Raw genomic sequence first — 19,882 nt, forward strand, 5'->3', positions numbered from 1 at the left:
CTCGCATCAACCTGCATCGCGGACATCCGAGTGCGGCTGCCGGGCATTAGCTGAACTGACAGCCGCGCATCCGAAGAACCTGGGGCAGCACAACACAACCAGGAGAACGACCATGCAGAAGCGAAAACTCCTCCACCTCATCCTTGCGCTCGCGATCGCGGGCACCGCGCTGCCCGCCCGTGCCATGACGCCGGACGAGCTAGTCGCGAAGCTTCAGGCCGCCGGCTACGCGAATGTCAGCGACGTCAAGTCGACGGCCGAGGGCATCACGGCAAAGGCGACCAAGAACGGCAAGCCGGTGAGGCTCGTGATCGACAGCAGCGGTCAGGTCAAGGAGCAGGACTAGGCCCTCTTCTTCCGAAGCCGCCCAGAACCCAAGCGACGGAGTGACAGCCATGATGCGAATAACCCTGGCACTATGCCTGCTGTGGCCGGGCCCAATGCTCGCCGCACCAGCCGACCTCGATGCGCAACCGGAAGCGGCGGTTGCATTGCAGGTGGCGATCGTGCCGGCGCCGGCAAGCGAGACGCTGCGCGGCGTCGTCGACAGCGTCGACGAACGCAACGACACGCTGATGATCCGCCTGTCGGCAGGCAGGATCGAGCCGTTCAAAGTTCAGGACGGCCTGATCTTCAATGCCGTCCGCTTCGGCGATCCCGTCGAAATCTCGGTTCAGAACATATCGGGATTCAGAACCATCGTCGGGCTCTCGAAGGAATAGGGCTTCGATCCGAAGCCTCAAATGCAGATTCAAGGGAGTAATCCTATGCGGAACACGATTTCGGCGCTGATCGGCATCGGCGCCTGCCTTTTCGCCACCGGTGGAAGCGCGCAAAAGATCGACTGGCAGGTGTTCGCCGAGCCATTCATCTCGTCGGCCCACGCACAGAGCGTCGACTGGCAGAAAGTCGACGACACGCTCGGCCGAAAACCGGCCGTTTCGGGCGACGTGCATCGCTACGGCTTTCCGCGCACCGACCTCACGGTGACGCTCGACGGCGTTACCATTAAGCCGGCGTTCGCGCTCGGCGGATGGGTCGCCTTCAAGCCGATGCATGACGGCGTCATGGCGATGGGCGATCTTGTGCTGCTCGAGTCCGAGATCAATCCAGTGATGCTGAAGATGATCGGAAGCGGCTTGCAGATTACGGCGGTGCACAACCATCTGCTCGGCGCGAGCCCGGCCACCTTCTACATGCACGTCGCCGGTCACGGCGACCCGGTCCAGATCGCCACCGCGATCCGGGACGCGCTTGCCGAAAGCAAGACGCCGCTCAAGGCCGCAGCGCCGGCGTCACCGCCACCGGCCGTCGATCTCGATACCACCCAGCTCGACCAGATCATCGGCGTCAAGGGCCAGGCGAATGGCGGCGTCTATCAGTTCAACGTGCCACGGCGCGATCCGGTCACCGAAGACGGCATGGCATTGAGCCCGGTCGGCCCGATGGGCGTCGCGATCGCCATCAATTTCCAGCCGACCGGCGGCGGCAAGGCGGCGATCACCGGCGATTTCGTGCTGACCAATGACGAGGTGAATCCGGTGATCATGGCGCTGCGAACCCACGGCATCGACGTCACTGCGCTGCACAGCCATATGCTGGATGAACAGCCGCGCCTGTTCTTCATGCATTTCTGGGCCAATGACGACGCCATCAAGCTCGCCAAGGGCCTGCGCGCCGCCCTCGACAAGACGGCGAGCACGAAGAGCTGAGCGAAACGACGCAGGATCGCAGACGATGAACATAGCGATGCTCTCGAAACCATGCGGAGCTTTCCAGTGATGACGCCAACGATCTCGCAGCGCAGCCGTTTGACCGAACTGGCGCGCTATTTTCTGCGCCTCGGCTTTCTCGGCTTCGGCGGTCCGGTTGCGCTGGTCGGGCAGATGGAGCGGGAACTGGTCGACGGCAAGAAGTGGCTGACCAAGGAGGAGATGAAGGAATCGATTGCCATCTGCCAATCGCTGCCGGGGCCACTGGCGATCCAGGTCGGCATCTATGTGGCATGGCTTCGCGGCGGCTTTTGGGGAGCATGGATCGGCGGCTGGTGCTTCATTCTGCCCAACTTCGCCATCGTTGCCTCGCTCGGCGCACTCTATGTCTATCTCGGCGACCTCCAGCCGGTGACCGCGATCTTCTACGGCGTCAGCCCCGCCGTGATCGCGCTCATCCTTCACTCCTGCTACCGGCTTGCCAAGCTCGGCATGGAAGACTGGTTGCAATGGGCGATTGCGGCCGTTTGCCTGGCCGTCACGGTCATCCTCCAGGCCGAGGTCGCAGTGCTGTTCATCGGCGCGGGCATCGTGGGCATTGCGTATTACGGCAACCTGCTCAAGCGGACGCCTGCGACCCTGCCGGGGATTGCGATCGTGCCGGCCGCCGCCGTCGGCCCGATCGTCCCGGTCGCAAGCGGGTCTACGCTATCCAAACTGTTGCTGTTCTTCCTCAAGGCGGGCTCGCTGACATTCGGCAGCGGCCTTGTCATCGTGCCGTTCCTCGAGCAAGGGCTCGTGCAGCAATACAATTGGCTCGACGAGCGGCAATTCCTCATCGCGGTCGCGATCGGCATGATCAGTCCGGGACCCGTAGTGATCACCGCAACGTTTGTCGGCTACCTCGTGGCGGGATTTTGGGGGTCGGTCGTCTCCACGATCGGCATCTTCCTGCCGTCGTTCCTGCTGGTGCTGATCGTTGCGCCACTGCTCGCGCGGCATCGCGGAAACGCCAACGTTCAGGGCTTTGTGAAGGGCGCTTACGCAGCAGCGATCGGAACCATACTTGGCGCGTGCATCCTGCTCGGCAAGATCGCCATCGGCGACTGGCTGACGGTGCTGATCGGGGTGATCTCGTTGGCCATCCTGTTCCGCTGGAAGGTGAGCAATCCGCTTTTGATTGGGGCTACCGCTGTCGTCGGCTTGATTGCCTATCCATGGCTGCAACCGGCGTGGGTGATGGTGCACTGATCGGACGCACATCCCTCATCCGGCAAGCAGGAGCCAGACCTGGCACACGGGCATTGTCCACATTCATGGAGCTGCCTTGCGACCCTCGCTATTGCCGTGGCCGCAAATCCCCGTGCATGGAGCCCGCGAGGTGCTGAAACTGGACAGGTCGTCGACTTCTGATTGGCAGGGCATCGGCGCCGAATTACCGTCCGACATCATCTGGGTCGACCTGCTCGATCCCACGGACGACGAAACGCAGTTCGTCGAGCGCGTGCTCGACATCCGCGTCCCCACCCTAAAACAGCCCCTGTGATGGAGCCGCCGGCAGTAGGGTACCCTCCCCGCTTGCGGGGGAGAGGGGTCCCACTCGGCGCACTCGCTCAAGGAAACAACGGGGCGACGCAGGCCAGGCGCAATGCGCAGTGCGCATATCAACTTTATCGCCCGGGGCTTACCCTCTCCCCCAACCCTCTCCCGCAAGGGGGGAGGGAGCCCGACGTGCCTGCTCAACTCACGTTGAAAGAGCCCGACGCAATTGACGTTGAGAACCCGACCTTGGCGACTTAAATGAAGTTGCCCCTTTGCCGCGCTCGTCGGCTCATATCTTCGCAACGAAAACACTCATGCGACCTCACATCATCTGCCACATGGGCACGTCGATCGACGGCCGGCTTCATCCCAGCCGCTTCACCAAGGCCGCCGCCGGTATCCCGACCGACGTACTGCGTGGCCATTACGAGCGGATCCATGACGGATTCAATGCCGATGGCTGGATCATCGGCCGCGTCACCATGAACGAGATGGCCAAGGGGACGGAGCGCCACATCGCCAACCCGCCGAACCTGCCGCGCGAGGCGCATCTCGGCAACCGCGGTGGCCGCAAGCTCGCTGTTGGCATCGATCCGTCGGGCCGCGTGCATTTCGGCAAGGACAATGTCGGCGGCGATCACGCCGTCGCGGTGCTCGGCGAACAGGTCTCCGACGCGCATCTCGCCGAGCTGCGCGAGGACGGCGCGTCCTACGTCTTTGCCGGCCGCAAGGGCGACGATCTTCCTGGCGCGATGGCGCAGCTCGCCTCACTGTTCGGCGCCAAGACATTGCTGCTCGAAGGCGGCGGCGGCATCAATGGTGCGTTCCTCAAGCATGGGCTGATCGACGAGTTCAGCACGTTGATCTTTCCTGCGGTCGACGGCGTCGCGGGATCGCAGAGCATCGTCGACTATCACGGCCCCGAGGGCGACCGCCCCGGAGCCGGGCAGTCGCTGCGGCTCACCCATTGCGAGACACTGGAAGGCGGAATGGTCTGGCTGCGCCATGCGGTCGAGCGCGCACCGGGCTGAGCTTGCCTATTGCGTCGGATTCTCGGACCAGCCGCTCCTGCACGCGGCAACGAAGAACGCGACGCCGCGCGCCACATGCTCGTCGAGCTCCGGGTCGAGCGCTTTCAGGTCGACCTCGAACAATGCCCGAAGCAGCATCGGCACCGCGATGATGTCGAGGAACATGCGCGCGGTGGTCGGCAGCTGCTCCGGCGCAAAGGCCGGCAACTTGCCGAGCTCGTCGGATTGCGTCAGGTCACGCAGCAGATGGATGCCGAGCTCGGTGGCGAGCGCACGCGCCCTGCGGTTGACGGTGGCGGCGAGATCCGGGAAGCGATGCGCCTCCGCGATGGCGAGCCGCATCAGGCCGATCCGGTCGGCGTCGAGGCCCCAGTGCAGCAGGGTCGAGGCGACGCTGGTGAGGCGTTCCTCCACCGTCACACCAAGCGGCGCGTCGGCCTTGAACTCGGCGATGCGAGACAGGATGTCCCGCGTCACCACCTCGGTGAACAGCGCCCGCTTGTCCTGGAAGCGCGCATAGATCGTGCGCTTCCCGGAGCGCGCGACGTCCGCGATCTCGTCGATGCTGGCGCCTCCGAACCCGCGCTGCAGGAAGACCTTGCGTGCCGCATCGAGGATGCGCGCATCGACCTCGCCGGCCAACTCCTTCGGCGGCCGACCGGCGCGCACCTCGATCGGCCTGGTCGGCGCCTTGGTCGCCGCCTTGGTCTTGGGCGCCCGCGGCATCTTCAGGGTGCTGGTGGTCATCGCCTTGACCCGGGTTCCATCAGCCGGTGGACCGGCAAGTTCCGGCAATATAGGCCTATCACATCTAGTTGTAAATAGAACGGTACAGTTCCGTTTCTATTGACGCTGCGCCGCGACGAGACTAAATGCCGCACAGAACGGAACGGTATCGTTCCCTTCTGCGAAGGCCGTGCAGACCTCGCTCAACTGCAGGAGCAGCCATCATGTACGAAGACACTGTTTTGGAGCGCGACCAGCCTGGACACGAGGGCATCGAGGGCTCGCCCCCGGCTCCGGCCGCGCATGAGCCCACCATCACATCCGACCGGCCGGAGATCACAGCAAGGGCTCCCGCACAGGAGCGCCCTACCAGCAAGGAGCCTGCCCCGCCGGCAACGATCCCGCAGGAGGCCACGCCGCGGAAGCGCGGCCTCCTGCGCCGCCGTCCGGTCGTGTCCGCTGTTGGCGCCGTGCTGCTCGCCGCCACGCTCGGCGGCGGCTATCTGTACATGGATTACACCGAGCATTTCGAATCCACCGACGACGCCTTCATCGCGGCGCGGCAGTCTGCGCTTGCTCCCAAGATCTCCGGCTATATCACTGCCGTTCCGGTCACCGACAACCAGCATGTCGCGGCCGGCGACGTGATCGCCCGGCTCGACGACCGCGACTATCGCGTCGCGCTGGCGCAGGCCGAGGCGCAGGTCGCCGCCGCACAGGCCAGCATCGAAAATGTCGACGCACAGCTCGACGTGCAGCAGGCGCAGATCGCGGCCAACCAGGCGCAGGTGGATCAGGCGCAGGCGGCGCTGACCTTCGCCCAGCAGCAGGCGACGCGCTACCAGCATCTGGAGCAGACCGGTTACGGCACGGTGCAGAATTCCGAGCAATACACCTCGCAACTGCATCAGCAGCAGGCATCTCTCTTGAGCGCGCAGGCGACGCTCAACCTCGCGCAGCGCCAGGTGGAATCGCTGAAGGCGCAGCGCAAGAGCGCGGTCGCCAACCTCGCCCAGGCCGAGGCGCAGCGCGACCAGGCCAAGCTCAATCTGTCCTACACCACGGTCACTGCCGCGCAGCCGGGCCGCGTCGTCAACCTGTCGGCCGCGGTCGGCCAGTTCGCGCAGGCCGGCACCAGCCTGACGATGTTCGTGCCTGACCAGACCTGGGTCACCGCAAACTTCAAGGAGATCCAGCTCGACAAGATGCGTCCGGGCGAGAAGGTGACGCTGAAGATCGACGCCTATCCCGGCCGCACCATCCAGGGTCATGTCGAGAGCGTGCAGCCGGGATCAGGCACCGCGTTCTCGCTGCTGCCGGCGCAGAACGCCACCGGCAACTACGTCAAGATCGTGCAGCGCGTGCCGGTCAAGATCGTGATGGACAATCCGCCGACCGACGTCGCGCTCGGCCCCGGCATGTCCGTCGTCCCGGCAGTGCGGATCGATCCCGCGCCGTCGCTGCTCGAGCGGCTTGGAAAACTCTGATCCCGGGAGGCTGTCATGAGCGCAGCAGCAATCGATGCCAAAAGCCTCCCGGTTCCGAGCGTTGCCGTCAATCCCTGGCTGATCGCCATCGTGGTTGCGCTCGCGAGCTTCATGGAGGTGCTCGACACCACCATCGCCAACGTCGCGCTGCCCTATATCGCCGGCGGCATGGGCGTGAGCGAGGACGAAGCCTCCTGGGTGGTAACCTCCTACCTGGTGTCCAACGCCATCATCCTGACCGCCTCCAGCTTTCTCGCCAAGATGCTGGGGCGGAAGACGTTCTTCCTGATCTGCCTCGGCATCTTCACCGTCAGCTCGATCCTGTGCGGCTTCGCGCCGAATCTGAATGCGCTGCTGCTGTTCCGGATCCTGCAAGGTCTCGGCGGCGGCGGCATGGTGCCGGTGGCGCAGTCGATCCTCGCCGATGCGTTCCCGCCGGCCAAGCGCGGGCAGGCGTTCGCGGTGTTCGGCGTCGCCGTGGTGGTGGCGCCGGTGGTCGGCCCGACGCTCGGCGGCTGGCTGTCCGACAATCTGTCCTGGCACTGGTGCTTTCTGATCAACGCGCCGGTCGGCCTGTTCGCGACCGTCGCGATCGCCGTGGTGCTGCGCGAGCCGGCGAAGGCCAGGGACCAGAACAAGGACCAGAAGCCGGACAACTCGTTCGACTTCATCGGCTTCGCGCTGGTGGCGACCTTCCTCGGCGCGCTCGAGGTGACGCTTGACCGCGGCCTGGAGGACGACTGGTTCGGATCATCCTTCATCGTCATCTCAGCGGCGATTTGCGCGATCGCATTCGTGCTGATGATCCCGTGGGAGATGACCCGCCGCAATCCGATGATCGATTTGCGGATGGTCGCGACCCGGCAGTTCGGCGCGAGCTTCCTGGTGATGCTGGCGACCGGCGCGATCCTGCTTGCGACCACCCAGTTCCTGCCGCAGCTGGTGCAGCAGGATTTCGGCTACACCGCGACCTGGGCCGGCCTCGTGCTCTCGCCCGGCGGCGTGGTGACCATGCTGATGATGTTCGTGGTCGGCCGGCTCGCCGCCAAGGTGCAGCCGAAATATCTGATCATCATGGGGGCGCTGGTGATCGCGGCCTCGATGTACAGCATGACCAACGTCTACGGCGATCTCGGCTTCTGGTTCATGGCGCGCTCGCGCATGCTGATCGGCGTCGGCCTGCCGCTGATCTTTATTCCGATCATGACGGCATCCTATGACGGCATTCCCCCCGGGAAGACCGACCAGGCGTCGGCACTGATCAACGCGGCGCGCAACACTGGTGGTTCGATCGGCGTCTCGCTGGTCTCCAACGTGCTGACGCATCGCCAGCAATTCCACCAGAGCCGGCTGGTCGAGCAGGTGACGCCGTCAAACCCGCAATACCAGGACACGCTGCACCAGGTCACCGACTTCTTCGTGGCACAGGGCAATTCGCTGGCGCAGGCCCACAGCCAGGCGATCCAGTGGATCGGCCAGCAGGTGCAGACCCAGGCCTCGTTCCTGTCCTACATGGATGCGTTCTGGGTGCTGATGCTGATCGCGCTGTCGGCCATCCCGCTGGCGCTGACCTTGCGCAAGGTCAAGCTTGGTGGTCCCGCGCCTGTCGGCCATTGACGAACTGCTGCGATCAGATGCCGCTGGTTGCGGCAATGATCGTGTCTCTCAGCCAGCGGTGTGCCGGCAGATCGTCGAAGCGGCGGTGCCAGCTCATGACGCTTTGCAGCTTCGATGCGTCGAACGGCAGATCCCGCATCTCGATCGGATAGGCACGGCGGAATTCGAGCGCGAGCTTGCGGCCGAGGATCGCAACCATGTTCGATTGCACCAGGACCGCGCCGGCGGACAGATACGGCACGTCGGAGGCAATGGTGCGCTCGGCCTTGCGGGCTCGCAGCCAGGCGTCGATGAAATCCAGATCTTCGCCGCTGGAGGTGATCGCAAGGTGCGGTAGCTCGACCAGCGTCTCGCCGGTCAGCTTCTTGCGCAGGGCCGGATGACCGGCGCGCAGCACCGCGACGAAGCGATCCTCGATCAAGGGGCGGGATGCAAAGCGCGCGCCATCCAGCGCCCGCGCCGAGATCGCAAGATCGAGCTCGCCGCGATCGAGCCGGTCGGCGAGATTCAGCGTCCCGCTCGGCACCAGCGTGAGCCGTACCTTGGGCGCCTGCGCGCGCACCGCCGCGATGATCCCGCCGGCCACGACCACCGCGGCATAATTGTTGACGGCAATGCTGAAGCGCCGCTCCGCCTGCGGCGGATCGAACCGATCGCCCTCGACCGCTAGCTGCAGATCGCTCAGTGCCTTGCGGACCGGCAGCGCGAGCGTTTCCGCGCGCGGCGTCGGCAGCATGCCGGACGGCGTGCGGACGAACAGCTGGTCTTTCAGCGCATGACGCAGCCGGTTCAGCGCGTGGCTCACGGCGGGCTGGCTGATCGCGAGCGCGCCGGCCGCGCGCACCACGCTGCGCTCGCGCATGACGGCGTCGAACACCAGCAGCAGGTTGAGGTCGAGATTGCGCATCCGCATGGCATCATCATGCATAATGTGAATTGGTGAATAAAGACAATTCATTTGAATAATATCGGCCTCGGACCCACCTTCTGCACATGCCCGAGAGCCCGCACTGCACCATCGCAACCCCGCCCCTTCGCGCCGACGCGCACGTACTGGTCGGCGTCCTGGCCGTTTCCGAGGCCCCTGATATCGCGGTGCCGGAGACCTTCGCGCGCTGGCGGCGGCTGACGCCGCAAGCGACATGGCTGCCGATCGCGCTTCGCGAAACCAGCTATGCCGGGATCCTGAGCGGCGTCGCTGAGGCGCTCGATCGCACCGGCATGACACCGCGGCAGCTGATCCTGCTCGGCGAAGGGCACCTTGCGCGGCGCATGCTCGAACTGGCGCTGCGGGGCGAGCTGCCCTGCGGCGGCATTGTCGCGGTCGACGTCGCCGCCGACGCACTGCCTTTTCGCATCGTGCCGACGGTGGCTGCGATCCGACTGGTCGTTCATCGCAACGACGACGCGCCGCAAGGCAGCCTGATCGGCGCGTTGCGCGCCGCCGATCTCGACGCACGCATCATCAATCTCGACCTGACTGCCGGCCGCGGAGCTGAAGCGGCCGCGGCCAGCGCAGCCGAAACCTTTGTCCTGGAGTTGGTCGCAACGATCGGCCGCCGGACAACCGACGGAGCTGGTGACCCATGACATCGAAGACCTCAAAGATCGCGGGCGTGGTCCTGGTGGCCGCCGCAATCGGCGCCGGCGCCTACGCCGTGTATCTGCCGGACACCGCGATGCATGCGGCTCCGCAGGCGGCCGCGTCGGACCCCATCCCGTCCGCCGTTCCGGTGACGGCGGCGAAGGTCCTGCAGCATGATGTGCCGATCGTGCTCGAAGGCCTCGGCACGGTGACGCCGATCAACACGGCCACCATACGCACGCAGGTCCAGGGCACGCTCGACAGCGTCGATTTCGTCGAAGGCAAGCAGGTCAAGCGCGGCGACGTGCTCGCCAGGATCGACCCGCGCGTCTACGAGGCCCAGGTCGACCAGGCCGAGGCCGCGCTGGCGCGCGACGAGGCGGGCCTGAAGAACGCCAGGACCAACCTGGCGCGAACGCAGCCGCTCGCCAATCGCGGGTTTGCAACCCAGCAACTGCTCGACACCCAGGACTCGCAGGTCTCGCAGGGCGAAGGCACCGTCGCGCTCGACAAGGCGGCGCTGGAGGCCGCGCAGACCCAACTGAGCTTTGCCACGATCACGGCGCCGTTCGACGGCGTCACCGGCATCCGCCGCATCGATCCCGGCAACATCGTGCACCCGACCGACACCAACGGGCTCGTGGTCCTCACCCAGCTACAGCCGATCGCAGTGATCTTCACGCTGCCGTCCGGTGATATCCCCGGCGTGCGGCAGGCACTGGCGTCCGGCGACGCATCGGTCGACGTCTATGACGCACAGAACAAGCACAAGCTCGACCACGGCAGCCTGATGCTGATCAACAACCAGGTCGATAGCTCGACCGGCACCGTGCAGCTGAAGGCATCGTTTCCCAATGCCGGCAACACGCTGTGGCCAGGCACCTTCGTCAACGTCCACCTGACGATCGCGGTTCGGCACAATGCGCTCACCGTGCCGCTGACGGCGGTGCGCCAGGGTCCTGACGGCAGCTTCGCCTATGCGGTCGACCCGGACAACGTCGTCAGCATCCGCAATATCACGACCGGCCAATCGCGCGACGGGCAGGTCCTGATCGAGCAGGGCCTCAAAGCCAACGAGACCGTCGTCACCGCTGGTCAGTACCGGCTCAATCCGGGGACGACGGTCGAGATCGTGCCCGATGACAAGAAAGACCAGGTCCAGGACGCAACCACTGCAAGCGCAGGTATGCTGCCATGAACGTCTCCGCAGGTTTTATCCGCAAGCCCGTCGCCACCGCGTTTCTTGCCGTCGCCATCGTGCTGGTCGGCATGATCGCCTTCGTGCGGCTGCCGGTCTCGGCGCTGCCGACCGTGGATACCCCAACCATCCAGGTCACCGCGCAACTGCCCGGCGCCGACCCGCAGACCATGGCTTCCTCGGTCGCAACGCCGCTGGAGCGGCAGTTCGGGCAGATCGCGGGCCTGACCGGCATGAGCTCGAGCAGCGGGCTCGGCAACACCCAGATCACGCTGCAATTCGCGTTGAACCGCAGCGTCGATGCGGCCGCGCAGGACGTACAGACTGCGATCGATGCAGCATCGGGACAATTGCCCAAGACCATGCCGTCGCCGCCGACCTTCCATAAGGTCAATCCGGCCGACGTGCCGGTGCTGCTGATCGCGCTGACGTCGGACACCGAGCCGCTGACCAAGGTCGACGACTACGCCGACAGCATCCTGGCGCAGAAATTGTCGCAGGTGCCGGGCGTCTCGCTCGTCTCCATCGGCGGAATGCAGAAGCCTTCGATCCGGGTGCAGGTCAATCCGGCCAAGCTCGCCGCCGCGGGGCTTGATCTCGAGCAATTGCGCACCACGCTCGGCAACATCACCGTGAACCAGCCCAAGGGCGTGCTCTACGGCAGCCAGCAGGCCTATACGCTGGCCACCAACGACCAGGTACTGGCCGCGAGCAAGTATGACGACCTGATCATCGCCTATCGCAACGGCGCGCCGGTACGCCTGCGCGACATCGGGCACGCCGTCGTGGCGGCCGAGGATATCACGCTGCATGGCTGGTACAACGACAAGCCGGCCGTCATCCTCGCGATCCAGCGCCAGCCCGGCGCCAACGTGATCAGTACGGTCGACGGCATCAAGAGGTTGCTGCCGCAGCTGGTGTCGAGCCTGCCGTCCGACATCAAGGTCACGATCGCCTCCGACCGCACGCAAACGATCCGCGCCAGCGTCGCCGACGTTCAGTTCACCCTGGTGCTGACCATCGCGCTGGTGGTCGGCGTGATCTTCCTGTTCCTGCGCAATCTGTGGGCGACCATCATCCCCGCAGTCTCGGTCCCGATCTCGCTGATCGGCACCTTCGGCGTGATGTATCTGCTCAACTACAGTATCGACAATCTGTCGCTGATGGGGCTGTCGATCGCGGTCGGCTTCGTCGTCGACGACGCCATCGTGATGATCGAGAACATCTCCCGGCATATCGAGGAAGGCCTCTCGCCGATGCAGGCCGCGCTGAAGGGCGCCGGCGAGATCGGCTTCACCATTATCTCGATCTCGGTCTCGCTGATCGCGGTGTTCATTCCGCTGCTGCTGATGGGCGGGGTGATCGGCCGCATGTTCCAGGAATTCGCCGTCACGGTGTGCGTTGCCATCGTGGTGTCGGTGATCGTCTCGGTGACGCTGACGCCGATGATGTGCGCCTATCTGCTGTCGCCGCACCGGGGCGGCGAGGCCGGGATCATCTCGCGCACGCTGGAACGCGGCTTCGTTGCGATCCAGACGAGCTATGAGGCCGTGCTTGCCGCGGCGCTGCGCTACAAGGCCACGACGCTGTCGATCATGCTGGCAAGCGTGGCGGTGACCGGCCTGCTGTTCGTGGCCATCCCCAAGGGCTTCTTCCCACAGCAGGACACCGGCATGATCACCGGCATCACGGAAGCCTCGGCTGATATCTCGCCGGCCCAGATGGCGACGCTGCAACGAAGCGTCATCGATGTCATTTCCAAGAACCCCTCGGTCGCCAATGCGACCGGCTATATCGGACCGGGCGGTCCGACCGTGACCGAGAACAACGGCCGCCTGTTCGTGCTGTTGAAGCCGCGCAACGAGCGCAGCGCGTCCGCCGATCAGGTGATCCGCCAGCTCGACACCGCGCTGCAGAAGATCAAAGGCATGTCGGTATTCATGCAGGCGACGCAGGACATCAACCTCGCCAGCCGCCTGTCCAAGACGCAGTACCAGTTCACCCTCACCGACGTGAACCAGGACGAGCTCAATCTGTGGGCCGGCAAGCTGTATCAGAAGCTGAAGACGTTGCCGGAACTGGCCGACGTCGCGACCGACCAGGCCAATGCCGCGCGTCAGCTCAAGCTGCAGATCGACCGCGACGCCGCCTCCCGCCTCGGCATCGATCCGGCCGCGGTCGACAACACGCTCTATGATTCATTCGGCCAGCGGCATGTCGCCCAGCTGTTCACGACGCTCAACACCTATTACGTGATCCTCGAGGTCGATCCGTCGTTCCAGCTCGGCCCCTACGCGCTCAACCGCATCTATGTCCGCTCGTCTGCGGGGACGATGGTGCCCTTGAGCCAGATCGCGAGCATCGACTACGGCACCGCGCCGCTCTCCGTGAATCATCAAAGCCAGTTTCCCTCAGTGACGCTGAGCTTCAACCTGGCGCCGGGCACGGCGGTGGGGACCGCGGTCGCCGCGGTGCAGAAGGCGACCGCCGACCTGCACGTGCCTTCGACCGTCGTCACCAGTTTCCAGGGCAACGCGCAGGCGTTCCAGGCAGCGCTCGCGTCGACGCCGATCCTGATCCTGGCCGCGGTGGTCGCCGTCTATCTGATCCTCGGCATGCTCTATGAGAGCACGATCCATCCGATCACAATCCTCTCGACCCTGCCGTCCGCCGGACTCGGCGCGCTGGTCGCATTGTGGGCATTCGGCCTCGGGCTCGACGTGATCGGGCTGATCGGCATCATTCTGCTGATCGGCATCGTGCAGAAGAACGGCATCATGCTGATCGATTTCGCGCTGCAGGCCGAGCGCCACCAGCACGTCTCCGCCGAACAGTCGATCTACATGGCCTGCCGGGCGCGCTTCCGCCCGATCTTGATGACGACGATGTGCGCGATGCTCGGCGGCGTTCCGCTGATGATCGGCACCGGCACCGGATCGGAATTGCGCCAGCCACTCGGCTTCGCGATCGTCGGCGGGCTGATCGTCTCGCAGCTGATGACGCTGTTCACGACACCTGTCGTGTATATCTATCTCGACAGGATCAGCCGTTCGTTAGCCAAGCTGCGCAGAGGTGCGCGGAAGGTCGCGCCACACGAAGCCGAAGCAGCCTTGTGACATCACCCCTCCGGCACGAACCGCCCTAACCTGCCCTGCGCCGCTGGCCGCGCCACCACAGGCCGAACGCGATCGTGACCGCGGCGGCGAGCGAGAACCAGGTGATGGCGTACTGCATGTGGTCGTCCTTGAGCCGCACCTTGAGCGGCCCCGGCTTTGGCGCGCCGCTGTCGGGCACCGGCGCCTCGAGGTCGATATAGAACGGCGCGACCGGTCCCCAGCCGAGCGCTTGCGCCATCGCGCGATGATCGCGCACGAACCACAGCCGCTTCGCCGGATCTTCCTTCGGCGTCAGCCGGCCCGGCGGCTCGGGAAAGCGGATATAGCCGGTGAGTTCGACCGGCGTGCCGGTGACGAGGCGCCCGGTGACGCGCTCCTCGAAGGTGCGATCCTGCATCGTGTTCTGGACGAAGCCGGTGTTGATCACGACGGTCTCGCCGCTGGCGAGCTTCGCCGGCAGGAATGCCCAGGTGCCGGGTCCCGAGACGTCGTCACGCACCGCGGAGCCGGAGCTGAACACCATCGCGTCGGGCTGCTTGGCATAGGTCGCGGTCAGGGTGACGCGGCGGAATTCATCCTTGGCCGAAGTCACCGTGGGCCATGCCGATGGCGGCGGCAGCGCCTCGGTCGGAGCAGCCAGCCGGGCCTCGAGTGCAGCGATCAGCGCATGCTTCTCGACCCGGCGCTGCAATTGCCAGGCGCCGAGCGCGATGAACACCGCGATCAGGATCAACGTGAAAATGCCGAAGCCGGCCGCGCTCGGCCGATGGGTCGTGGTGGTCTCATTCATTTCGGATCGCGCTCGATCAATTGGCCTTCGGCGGCCTTGTGGTGGAATTGCAGCGCGATCAAGAGCGCCTTCATCGAACGCAGCGGCAGGATCGTGGTCACCACAATCAACGGCAGCCACAGCGCCGCATGCACCCAGAACGGCGGCTGGTACTTCACCTCGACGATCAGCGCCGCCGCGACCACGATGGCGCCGGCGAGCATGATGACGAAGATCGCCGGCCCGTCGCCGGCATCGATGAACGCGAAGTCGAGGCCGCAGGCCTGGCAGCGCGGCGCCAGCGTCAGGAAGCCGGAATAGAGCTTGCCCTTGCCGCAGCGCGGACACCGGCAGGCGATGCCGCGGAGCGCGCTCTCGGTCACAGTGGGCGGGGTGTCCGTCATTTGGTTCCTTCCGCCTCTCCCCTTGTGGGAGAGGGTGGCGAAATCGAGCAGAGCGAGATGTAGCCCGGTGAGGGGTCTGTCTCCGCAGATAGAGACCCCTCATCCGGCGCGGATTACATTCGCGCCACCTTCTCCCACAAGGGGAGAGGGGAAACGCAAAGGGGCGGCCATTCGGCCGCCCCTTTGTTAGCACGTCGGCCTGCGCTTTAGTGGGCGCCGTGGGCCATCGACTCGGCGCCGTGGCCCCAGACGTAGATGCAGATGAACAGGAACAGCCAGACCACGTCGACGAAGTGCCAGTACCAGGCGGCAAACTCGAAGCCCAGATGCTGCTTCGACGTGAAGTGGCCGGCATAGGCGCGGATCAGGCAGACCAGCAGGAAGATGGTGCCGACCAGCACGTGGAAGCCGTGGAACCCGGTCGCCATGAAGAAGGTCGCGCCATAGACGTTGCCGCCGAACGAGAACGTCGCATGGGCATACTCATAGGCCTGCACGCAGGTGAACAGGGCGCCGAGGATCACGGTGAGGATCAGCCCCTGCTTGAGGCCCTGGCGGTCGTTCTCCAAGAGCGCATGGTGCGCCCAGGTGACCGTGGTGCCCGAGGTCAGGAGCAGCAGCGTGTTGAGCAGCGGCAGATGCCAGGGATCGAAGGTCTCGATGCCGTGGGGCGGCCAGGTGCCGGGAACGGAGCAGGCGCCCATCGCCGTGCCGGCGCCGCAGCCGAACACCGCATCGCGCGTGGCATGCACCGCATCGGCCGGGAACAGCGCCGAATTGAAGAACGCCCAGAACCAGGCGACGAAGAACATCACCTCGGAGGCGATGAACAGGATCATGCCGTAGCGGTGGCTGATCTGCACCACGCGGGTGTGGTCGCCCTTGTACTGGGCTTCCTTGATCACGTCGCCCCACCAGCTCGCCATCGTGTAGAGCACGCCGATGGTGCCGACGCCGAACACGATCGGGGCCGCGGAGAACATGTGGTGCATCCAGCCGATCGCACCGAGCGCCATGATGAAGGCCGAGACCGAGCCGACCACCGGCCACGGGCTCGGGTCGACGAGATGATAGTCGTGATGCTTGACTTGCGCCTCAGCCATTGCCGTCTCTCCATTCGCGTGCCGCAAGGCACGTCTTAATCTTGAATTCCAATCTCATCAGCATGATCTTCTCGGAAAACCGGATCATGCTCTAGCCGCCCTTGCGCTGCTCCGCCTCGCCCGCCGCCACGGGCTTCGGCGCGGCGTCGCGCACGGGGAAGAAGGTGTAGGACAAAGTGATGTTCTTCAGCGTGTCGTTCTCGCTGTCCTTGGCCAGCGCCGGATCGACATAGAACACCACGGCCATCTCGCGCTTTTCGCCCGGCGCCATGGTCTGTTCGGTGAAGCAGAAGCAGTTGATCTTCTGGAAATAGGCGCCGACCGTCAGCGGCGCGACGTTGTAGGCGGCCTGACCGGTGGTGGTGCGCGCGGACTGGTTGGTCACGGTGTAATAGACCGTGACGACCTGGCCGATCTTGACGTCGATCGTGGTCTGCTCGGCCTCGAACTTCCAGGGCAGGCCCGGCGCGACGTTGGAATCGAAGCTGACCGCGATGGTGCGCTCGAGCGGCGCATCCGAAGGCACCGAGGTCGCCACCTGGGTGGTGCCGTTGAAGCCGGTGGTACGGCAGAACCAGTTGTAGAACGGCACGGCGGCGTAGGAGGCGCCGAGCATCAGCACCACGACGAAGCCGCAGATCGAGGCGACCATGGCGTCGCGGGTCAGCGTGCGGCGCGTGACCTTGGCGCCCTCACTTTGCTGCGGTCCCTGGTTCGCCATCTCACTCACAGCGGCCGCACCAGCACGGCTGGCCCCTTGACGAGCGTGACGGCGAAGAACAGCACGACCATGACGCCGAGCGCGAGCGCAATGGCGATCGAGCGCTGGCGGCGGCTCTTGAGCTGCGCCTCGGTGAGGACGATGCCTTCTGGTTCGTTCTTGTCGTCCATTGGTATCCCGTGCGCACCCATCTCGCCCCCCGGCGTCCCTACCCGATGAAGACAGGCAGGATCGCGCGGACCACGACCTCGGCGAGGAGGACGGCGAACAGCGCGAACAGATAAAGGATCGAGAAGGCGAACAGCCGGCGCGTGGCGCGGTTGGCCGCAACACCCTCGCGGCGGCGGTAGACCTCGATCGCGAGCCACAGCATGCCGGCGCCAAGCACCAGCGAGGTGATGCCGTAGATCGCGTCGAAATAGCCGAGCGGCCACGGCGCCAGCGCAACCGCGACCAGCACGATGGTGTAGAGCAGTATCTGCAGACGGGTCGCGTCGGGGCCGGCAACGACCGGCAACATCGGGATGCCGGCGCGCGCGTAGTCGTCGCTGCGGAACAGCGCCAGTGCCCAGAAGTGCGGCGGGGTCCAGAAGAAGATGATCAGGAACAGCAGGATCGGTTCGACCGAGAGCGAGCCGGTCGCGGCGGCCCACGCCACCACCGGCGGCAGCGCGCCGGCGGCACCGCCGATCACGATGTTCTGCGCGGTCCAGCGCTTCAGCAGCATCGTGTAGATCACGGCGTAGAAGACGATGGTGAAGGCAAGGAGTGCGCCCGCCACCCAGTTGACCAGGATGCCGAGCGTCATCACCGAGAAGAAGGCGAGCGTCAGGCCGAAGGCGGCCGCCTCGGCCGGGGTGATCCGGCCGCGCGGGATCGGCCGGTTGGCCGTGCGCGTCATCAGCGCGTCGACATCAGCCTCATAGGCCATGTTGAGCGCGCCGGAAGCGCCAGCACCGACTGCGATGCAGAGGATCGAGGTGAACGCCAGCACCGGATGCACGTGCACCGGCGCAATCATCAGCCCGACCAGCGCGGTGAAGATCACCAGCGACATCACGCGCGGCTTCAAGAGCGCGATGTAGTCGCCCACTTCGGCCTCGGAGATCCGGGGCAGCTCGATGGCGTTGTGATCGACAACCGACAAGATCAGGTCTCGCTTCTCTTCAAAAGGCGCGGCGCACCTTGGGTGCGCCGCGTTGTCTTGGACTTACTGCACGCGGGGCAGCACTTCGAACTGGTGGAACGGCGGCGGCGAGGTCAGCGTCCACTCCAGCGTGGTCGCACCCGCACCCCACGGATTGTTCGCGGCCTGCTCCTTGCGGACGAAGGCATCGATCACGCCGTAGATGAAGATCAGGACGCCGAAGCCGGAGATGTAGGAGCCGTACGAAGAGATCAGGTTCCAACCGGCGAACGCATCCGGATAGTCGACGTAGCGGCGCGGCATGCCCGACAGGCCCAGGAAATGCTGCGGGAAGAACACCAGATTGACGCCGACGAAGGTGAACCAGAAGTGGGCCTTGGCGATCCGCTCCGAGTACATGTAGCCGAACATCTTCGGGAACCAGTAGTACCAGCCGGCGAAGATGCCGAACACGGCGCCCAGCGAGAGCACGTAATGGAAGTGCGCCACCACGTAGTAGGTGTCCTGCAGCACGCGGTCGACGCCGGCATTGGCCAGCACGACGCCGGTGACGCCGCCGACGGTGAACAGGAAGATGAAGCCGACCGCCCAGATCATCGGCGCCTTGAACTCGATCGAGCCGCCCCACATCGTGGCGATCCAGGAGAAGATCTTCACGCCGGTCGGCACCGCGATCACCATCGTGGCGGCGACGAAATAGGCCTGCGTCGCCGAGGACATGCCGACGGTGTACATGTGGTGCGCCCACACTACGAAGCCGATGCCGCCGATCGCGACCATGGCGTAGGCCATGCCGAGATAGCCGAACACGGGCTTGCGCGAGAAGGTGGAGACGATCTGGCTGACCATGCCGAAGGCGGGCAGGATCAGGATGTACACTTCGGGGTGACCGAAGAACCAGAACAGATGCTGGAACAGCACCGGATCGCCGCCGCCGTCAGCCGCAAAGAAGGTGGTGCCGAAATTGCGGTCGGTCAGCAGCATGGTGATCGCACCGGCGAGCACCGGCAGCGACAACAGCAGCAGGAACACCGTCACCAGGATCGACCACACGAACAGCGGCATCTTGTGCAGGGTCATACCCGGCGCGCGCATGTTGAAGATCGTGGTGATGAAGTTGATGGCGCCGAGGATCGACGAGGCACCGGCAAGATGCAGCGAGAGGATCGCGAAATCGACCGCCGGACCGGGATGGCCCGAGGTGGACAGCGGCGCATACATGGTCCAGCCCGCACCGACGCCGTTGGCGCCCGGCTCACCCTCGACGAAGGTCGAGAGCAGCAGCAGCGCGAACGAGGCCGGCAGCAGCCAGAACGAGATGTTGTTCATGCGCGGGAACGCCATGTCCGGCGCGCCGATCATCAGCGGCACCATCCAGTTGCCGAACCCGCCGATCATCGCCGGCATGACCATGAAGAAGATCATGATCAGACCGTGCGAGGTCACGAACACGTTATAGGTGTGCGTCTCGTGGAATATCTGGACGCCCGGGTACATCAACTCGGCACGGATCGCGATCGACATCGCAGCGCCGATGACGCCCGCGATCACCGCAAAGATAAGGTACATCGTACCGATATCCTTGTGGTTCGTGGAGTAGAGATAGCGCCGCCATCCGGTCGGATGGTGGGCGTGATCATCATGGGCGTGATCGTCGTGTGTCGCTGCGCCTGTCGCCATGTTCAAAATCCTGCCTTGCAGTCCCTCTCGGACCTTGCGGTCCC

At 65.1% G+C, this 19,882-nt stretch carries 20 protein-coding genes; 11 read left to right on the forward strand and 9 right to left on the reverse strand.

Annotated features, from left to right (window positions below; all coding sequences use genetic code 11):
* Positions 1-112 precede the first annotated feature (112 nt).
* The 6 genes from H8A92_RS01355 (at position 113) to H8A92_RS01380 (ending at position 4,285) form a co-directional block, all read left to right on the forward strand.
* Positions 113-346: a PepSY domain-containing protein gene (locus tag H8A92_RS01355; RefSeq protein WP_229194088.1), complete on the forward strand. Its 234-nt coding sequence runs from the start codon at positions 113-115 to the stop codon at positions 344-346.
* Between the two features lie 49 nt (positions 347-395).
* Positions 396-722: a hypothetical protein gene (locus tag H8A92_RS01360; protein WP_229194089.1), complete on the forward strand. Its 327-nt coding sequence runs from the start codon at positions 396-398 to the stop codon at positions 720-722.
* Between the two features lie 45 nt (positions 723-767).
* Positions 768-1,712, forward strand: a complete 945-nt coding sequence (locus H8A92_RS01365; RefSeq protein WP_229194090.1) for a DUF1259 domain-containing protein — start codon at positions 768-770, stop codon at positions 1,710-1,712.
* A gap of 69 nt (positions 1,713-1,781) precedes the next feature.
* The gene (gene chrA, locus H8A92_RS01370; RefSeq protein WP_229194091.1) at positions 1,782-2,963 is read left to right on the forward strand and encodes a chromate efflux transporter; all 1,182 of its coding nucleotides are present in this window, start codon (positions 1,782-1,784) and stop codon (positions 2,961-2,963) included.
* A 130-nt stretch (positions 2,964-3,093) separates the two neighbouring features.
* On the forward strand, positions 3,094-3,258 hold the full coding sequence (locus H8A92_RS01375) for a hypothetical protein (protein WP_229194092.1): 165 nt from the start codon (positions 3,094-3,096) through the stop codon (positions 3,256-3,258).
* Between the two features lie 310 nt (positions 3,259-3,568).
* Positions 3,569-4,285: a dihydrofolate reductase family protein gene (locus tag H8A92_RS01380; RefSeq protein WP_229194093.1), complete on the forward strand. Its 717-nt coding sequence runs from the start codon at positions 3,569-3,571 to the stop codon at positions 4,283-4,285.
* A gap of 6 nt (positions 4,286-4,291) precedes the next feature.
* On the opposite strand, the gene H8A92_RS01385 is transcribed toward H8A92_RS01380, so the two are convergent.
* Complete coding sequence (locus tag H8A92_RS01385; RefSeq protein WP_229194094.1) at positions 4,292-5,032, reverse strand: TetR/AcrR family transcriptional regulator; 741 nt, start codon at positions 5,030-5,032, stop codon at positions 4,292-4,294.
* A gap of 203 nt (positions 5,033-5,235) precedes the next feature.
* Between H8A92_RS01385 and H8A92_RS01390 the strand changes: the two genes are divergently transcribed.
* The gene (locus H8A92_RS01390) at positions 5,236-6,498 is read left to right on the forward strand and encodes an HlyD family secretion protein (RefSeq protein ID WP_420831277.1); all 1,263 of its coding nucleotides are present in this window, start codon (positions 5,236-5,238) and stop codon (positions 6,496-6,498) included.
* A 15-nt stretch (positions 6,499-6,513) separates the two neighbouring features.
* A complete protein-coding gene (locus tag H8A92_RS01395) occupies positions 6,514-8,115 on the forward strand; it encodes a DHA2 family efflux MFS transporter permease subunit (protein WP_229194095.1) in 1,602 nt (533 codons plus the stop codon).
* 13 nt (positions 8,116-8,128) lie between these two features.
* Here H8A92_RS01395 and H8A92_RS01400 read toward each other — a convergent pair whose 3' ends face one another.
* Positions 8,129-9,028: a LysR family transcriptional regulator gene (locus H8A92_RS01400; RefSeq protein ID WP_229194096.1), complete on the reverse strand. Its 900-nt coding sequence runs from the start codon at positions 9,026-9,028 to the stop codon at positions 8,129-8,131.
* An 80-nt stretch (positions 9,029-9,108) separates the two neighbouring features.
* On the opposite strand from H8A92_RS01400, the gene H8A92_RS01405 reads away from it, so the two are divergent.
* From H8A92_RS01405 to H8A92_RS01415, 3 genes are read left to right on the forward strand one after another with little or no spacing between them, the layout of a single operon-like run.
* Positions 9,109-9,705 (forward strand): hypothetical protein, encoded by a 597-nt coding sequence (locus H8A92_RS01405; protein WP_229194097.1) that lies wholly within the window; start codon positions 9,109-9,111, stop codon positions 9,703-9,705.
* Complete coding sequence (locus H8A92_RS01410; RefSeq protein WP_229194098.1) at positions 9,702-10,898, forward strand: efflux RND transporter periplasmic adaptor subunit; 1,197 nt, start codon at positions 9,702-9,704, stop codon at positions 10,896-10,898. The genes H8A92_RS01405 and H8A92_RS01410 overlap by 4 nt, the downstream gene beginning before the upstream one ends.
* Entirely contained in the window at positions 10,895-14,014 is a 3,120-nt protein-coding gene (locus H8A92_RS01415; protein ID WP_229194099.1) for an efflux RND transporter permease subunit, read from the forward strand. The genes H8A92_RS01410 and H8A92_RS01415 overlap by 4 nt, the downstream gene beginning before the upstream one ends.
* 25 nt (positions 14,015-14,039) lie before the next feature.
* On the opposite strand, the gene H8A92_RS01420 is transcribed toward H8A92_RS01415, so the two are convergent.
* The 7 genes from H8A92_RS01420 to ctaD all read right to left on the reverse strand — a co-directional run bounded on the left by H8A92_RS01420 (position 14,040) and on the right by ctaD (position 19,838).
* Positions 14,040-14,804: an SURF1 family protein gene (locus H8A92_RS01420; RefSeq protein WP_229194100.1), complete on the reverse strand. Its 765-nt coding sequence runs from the start codon at positions 14,802-14,804 to the stop codon at positions 14,040-14,042.
* A complete protein-coding gene (locus tag H8A92_RS01425) occupies positions 14,801-15,187 on the reverse strand; it encodes a DUF983 domain-containing protein (protein WP_163159550.1) in 387 nt (128 codons plus the stop codon). Before H8A92_RS01425 ends, H8A92_RS01420 begins: the two co-directional genes overlap by 4 nt.
* Positions 15,188-15,393: 206 nt before the next feature.
* Positions 15,394-16,290 (reverse strand): cytochrome c oxidase subunit 3, encoded by an 897-nt coding sequence (locus H8A92_RS01430; protein ID WP_229194101.1) that lies wholly within the window; start codon positions 16,288-16,290, stop codon positions 15,394-15,396.
* Between the two features lie 91 nt (positions 16,291-16,381).
* Positions 16,382-17,011, reverse strand: coding sequence for a cytochrome c oxidase assembly protein (locus tag H8A92_RS01435; RefSeq protein WP_163159552.1), 630 nt, complete (start codon positions 17,009-17,011; stop codon positions 16,382-16,384).
* 5 nt (positions 17,012-17,016) lie between these two features.
* Positions 17,017-17,181 (reverse strand): CoxF protein, encoded by a 165-nt coding sequence (locus H8A92_RS01440; protein WP_212012421.1) that lies wholly within the window; start codon positions 17,179-17,181, stop codon positions 17,017-17,019.
* A gap of 38 nt (positions 17,182-17,219) precedes the next feature.
* The gene (locus tag H8A92_RS01445; RefSeq protein WP_229194102.1) at positions 17,220-18,158 is read right to left on the reverse strand and encodes a heme o synthase; all 939 of its coding nucleotides are present in this window, start codon (positions 18,156-18,158) and stop codon (positions 17,220-17,222) included.
* Between the two features lie 63 nt (positions 18,159-18,221).
* A complete protein-coding gene (gene ctaD, locus H8A92_RS01450; RefSeq protein ID WP_163159555.1) occupies positions 18,222-19,838 on the reverse strand; it encodes a cytochrome c oxidase subunit I in 1,617 nt (538 codons plus the stop codon).
* Positions 19,839-19,882: the final 44 nt, after the last annotated feature.

This window comes from Bradyrhizobium acaciae, assembly GCF_020889785.1.
GTDB lineage: Bacteria > Pseudomonadota > Alphaproteobacteria > Rhizobiales > Xanthobacteraceae > Bradyrhizobium > Bradyrhizobium acaciae.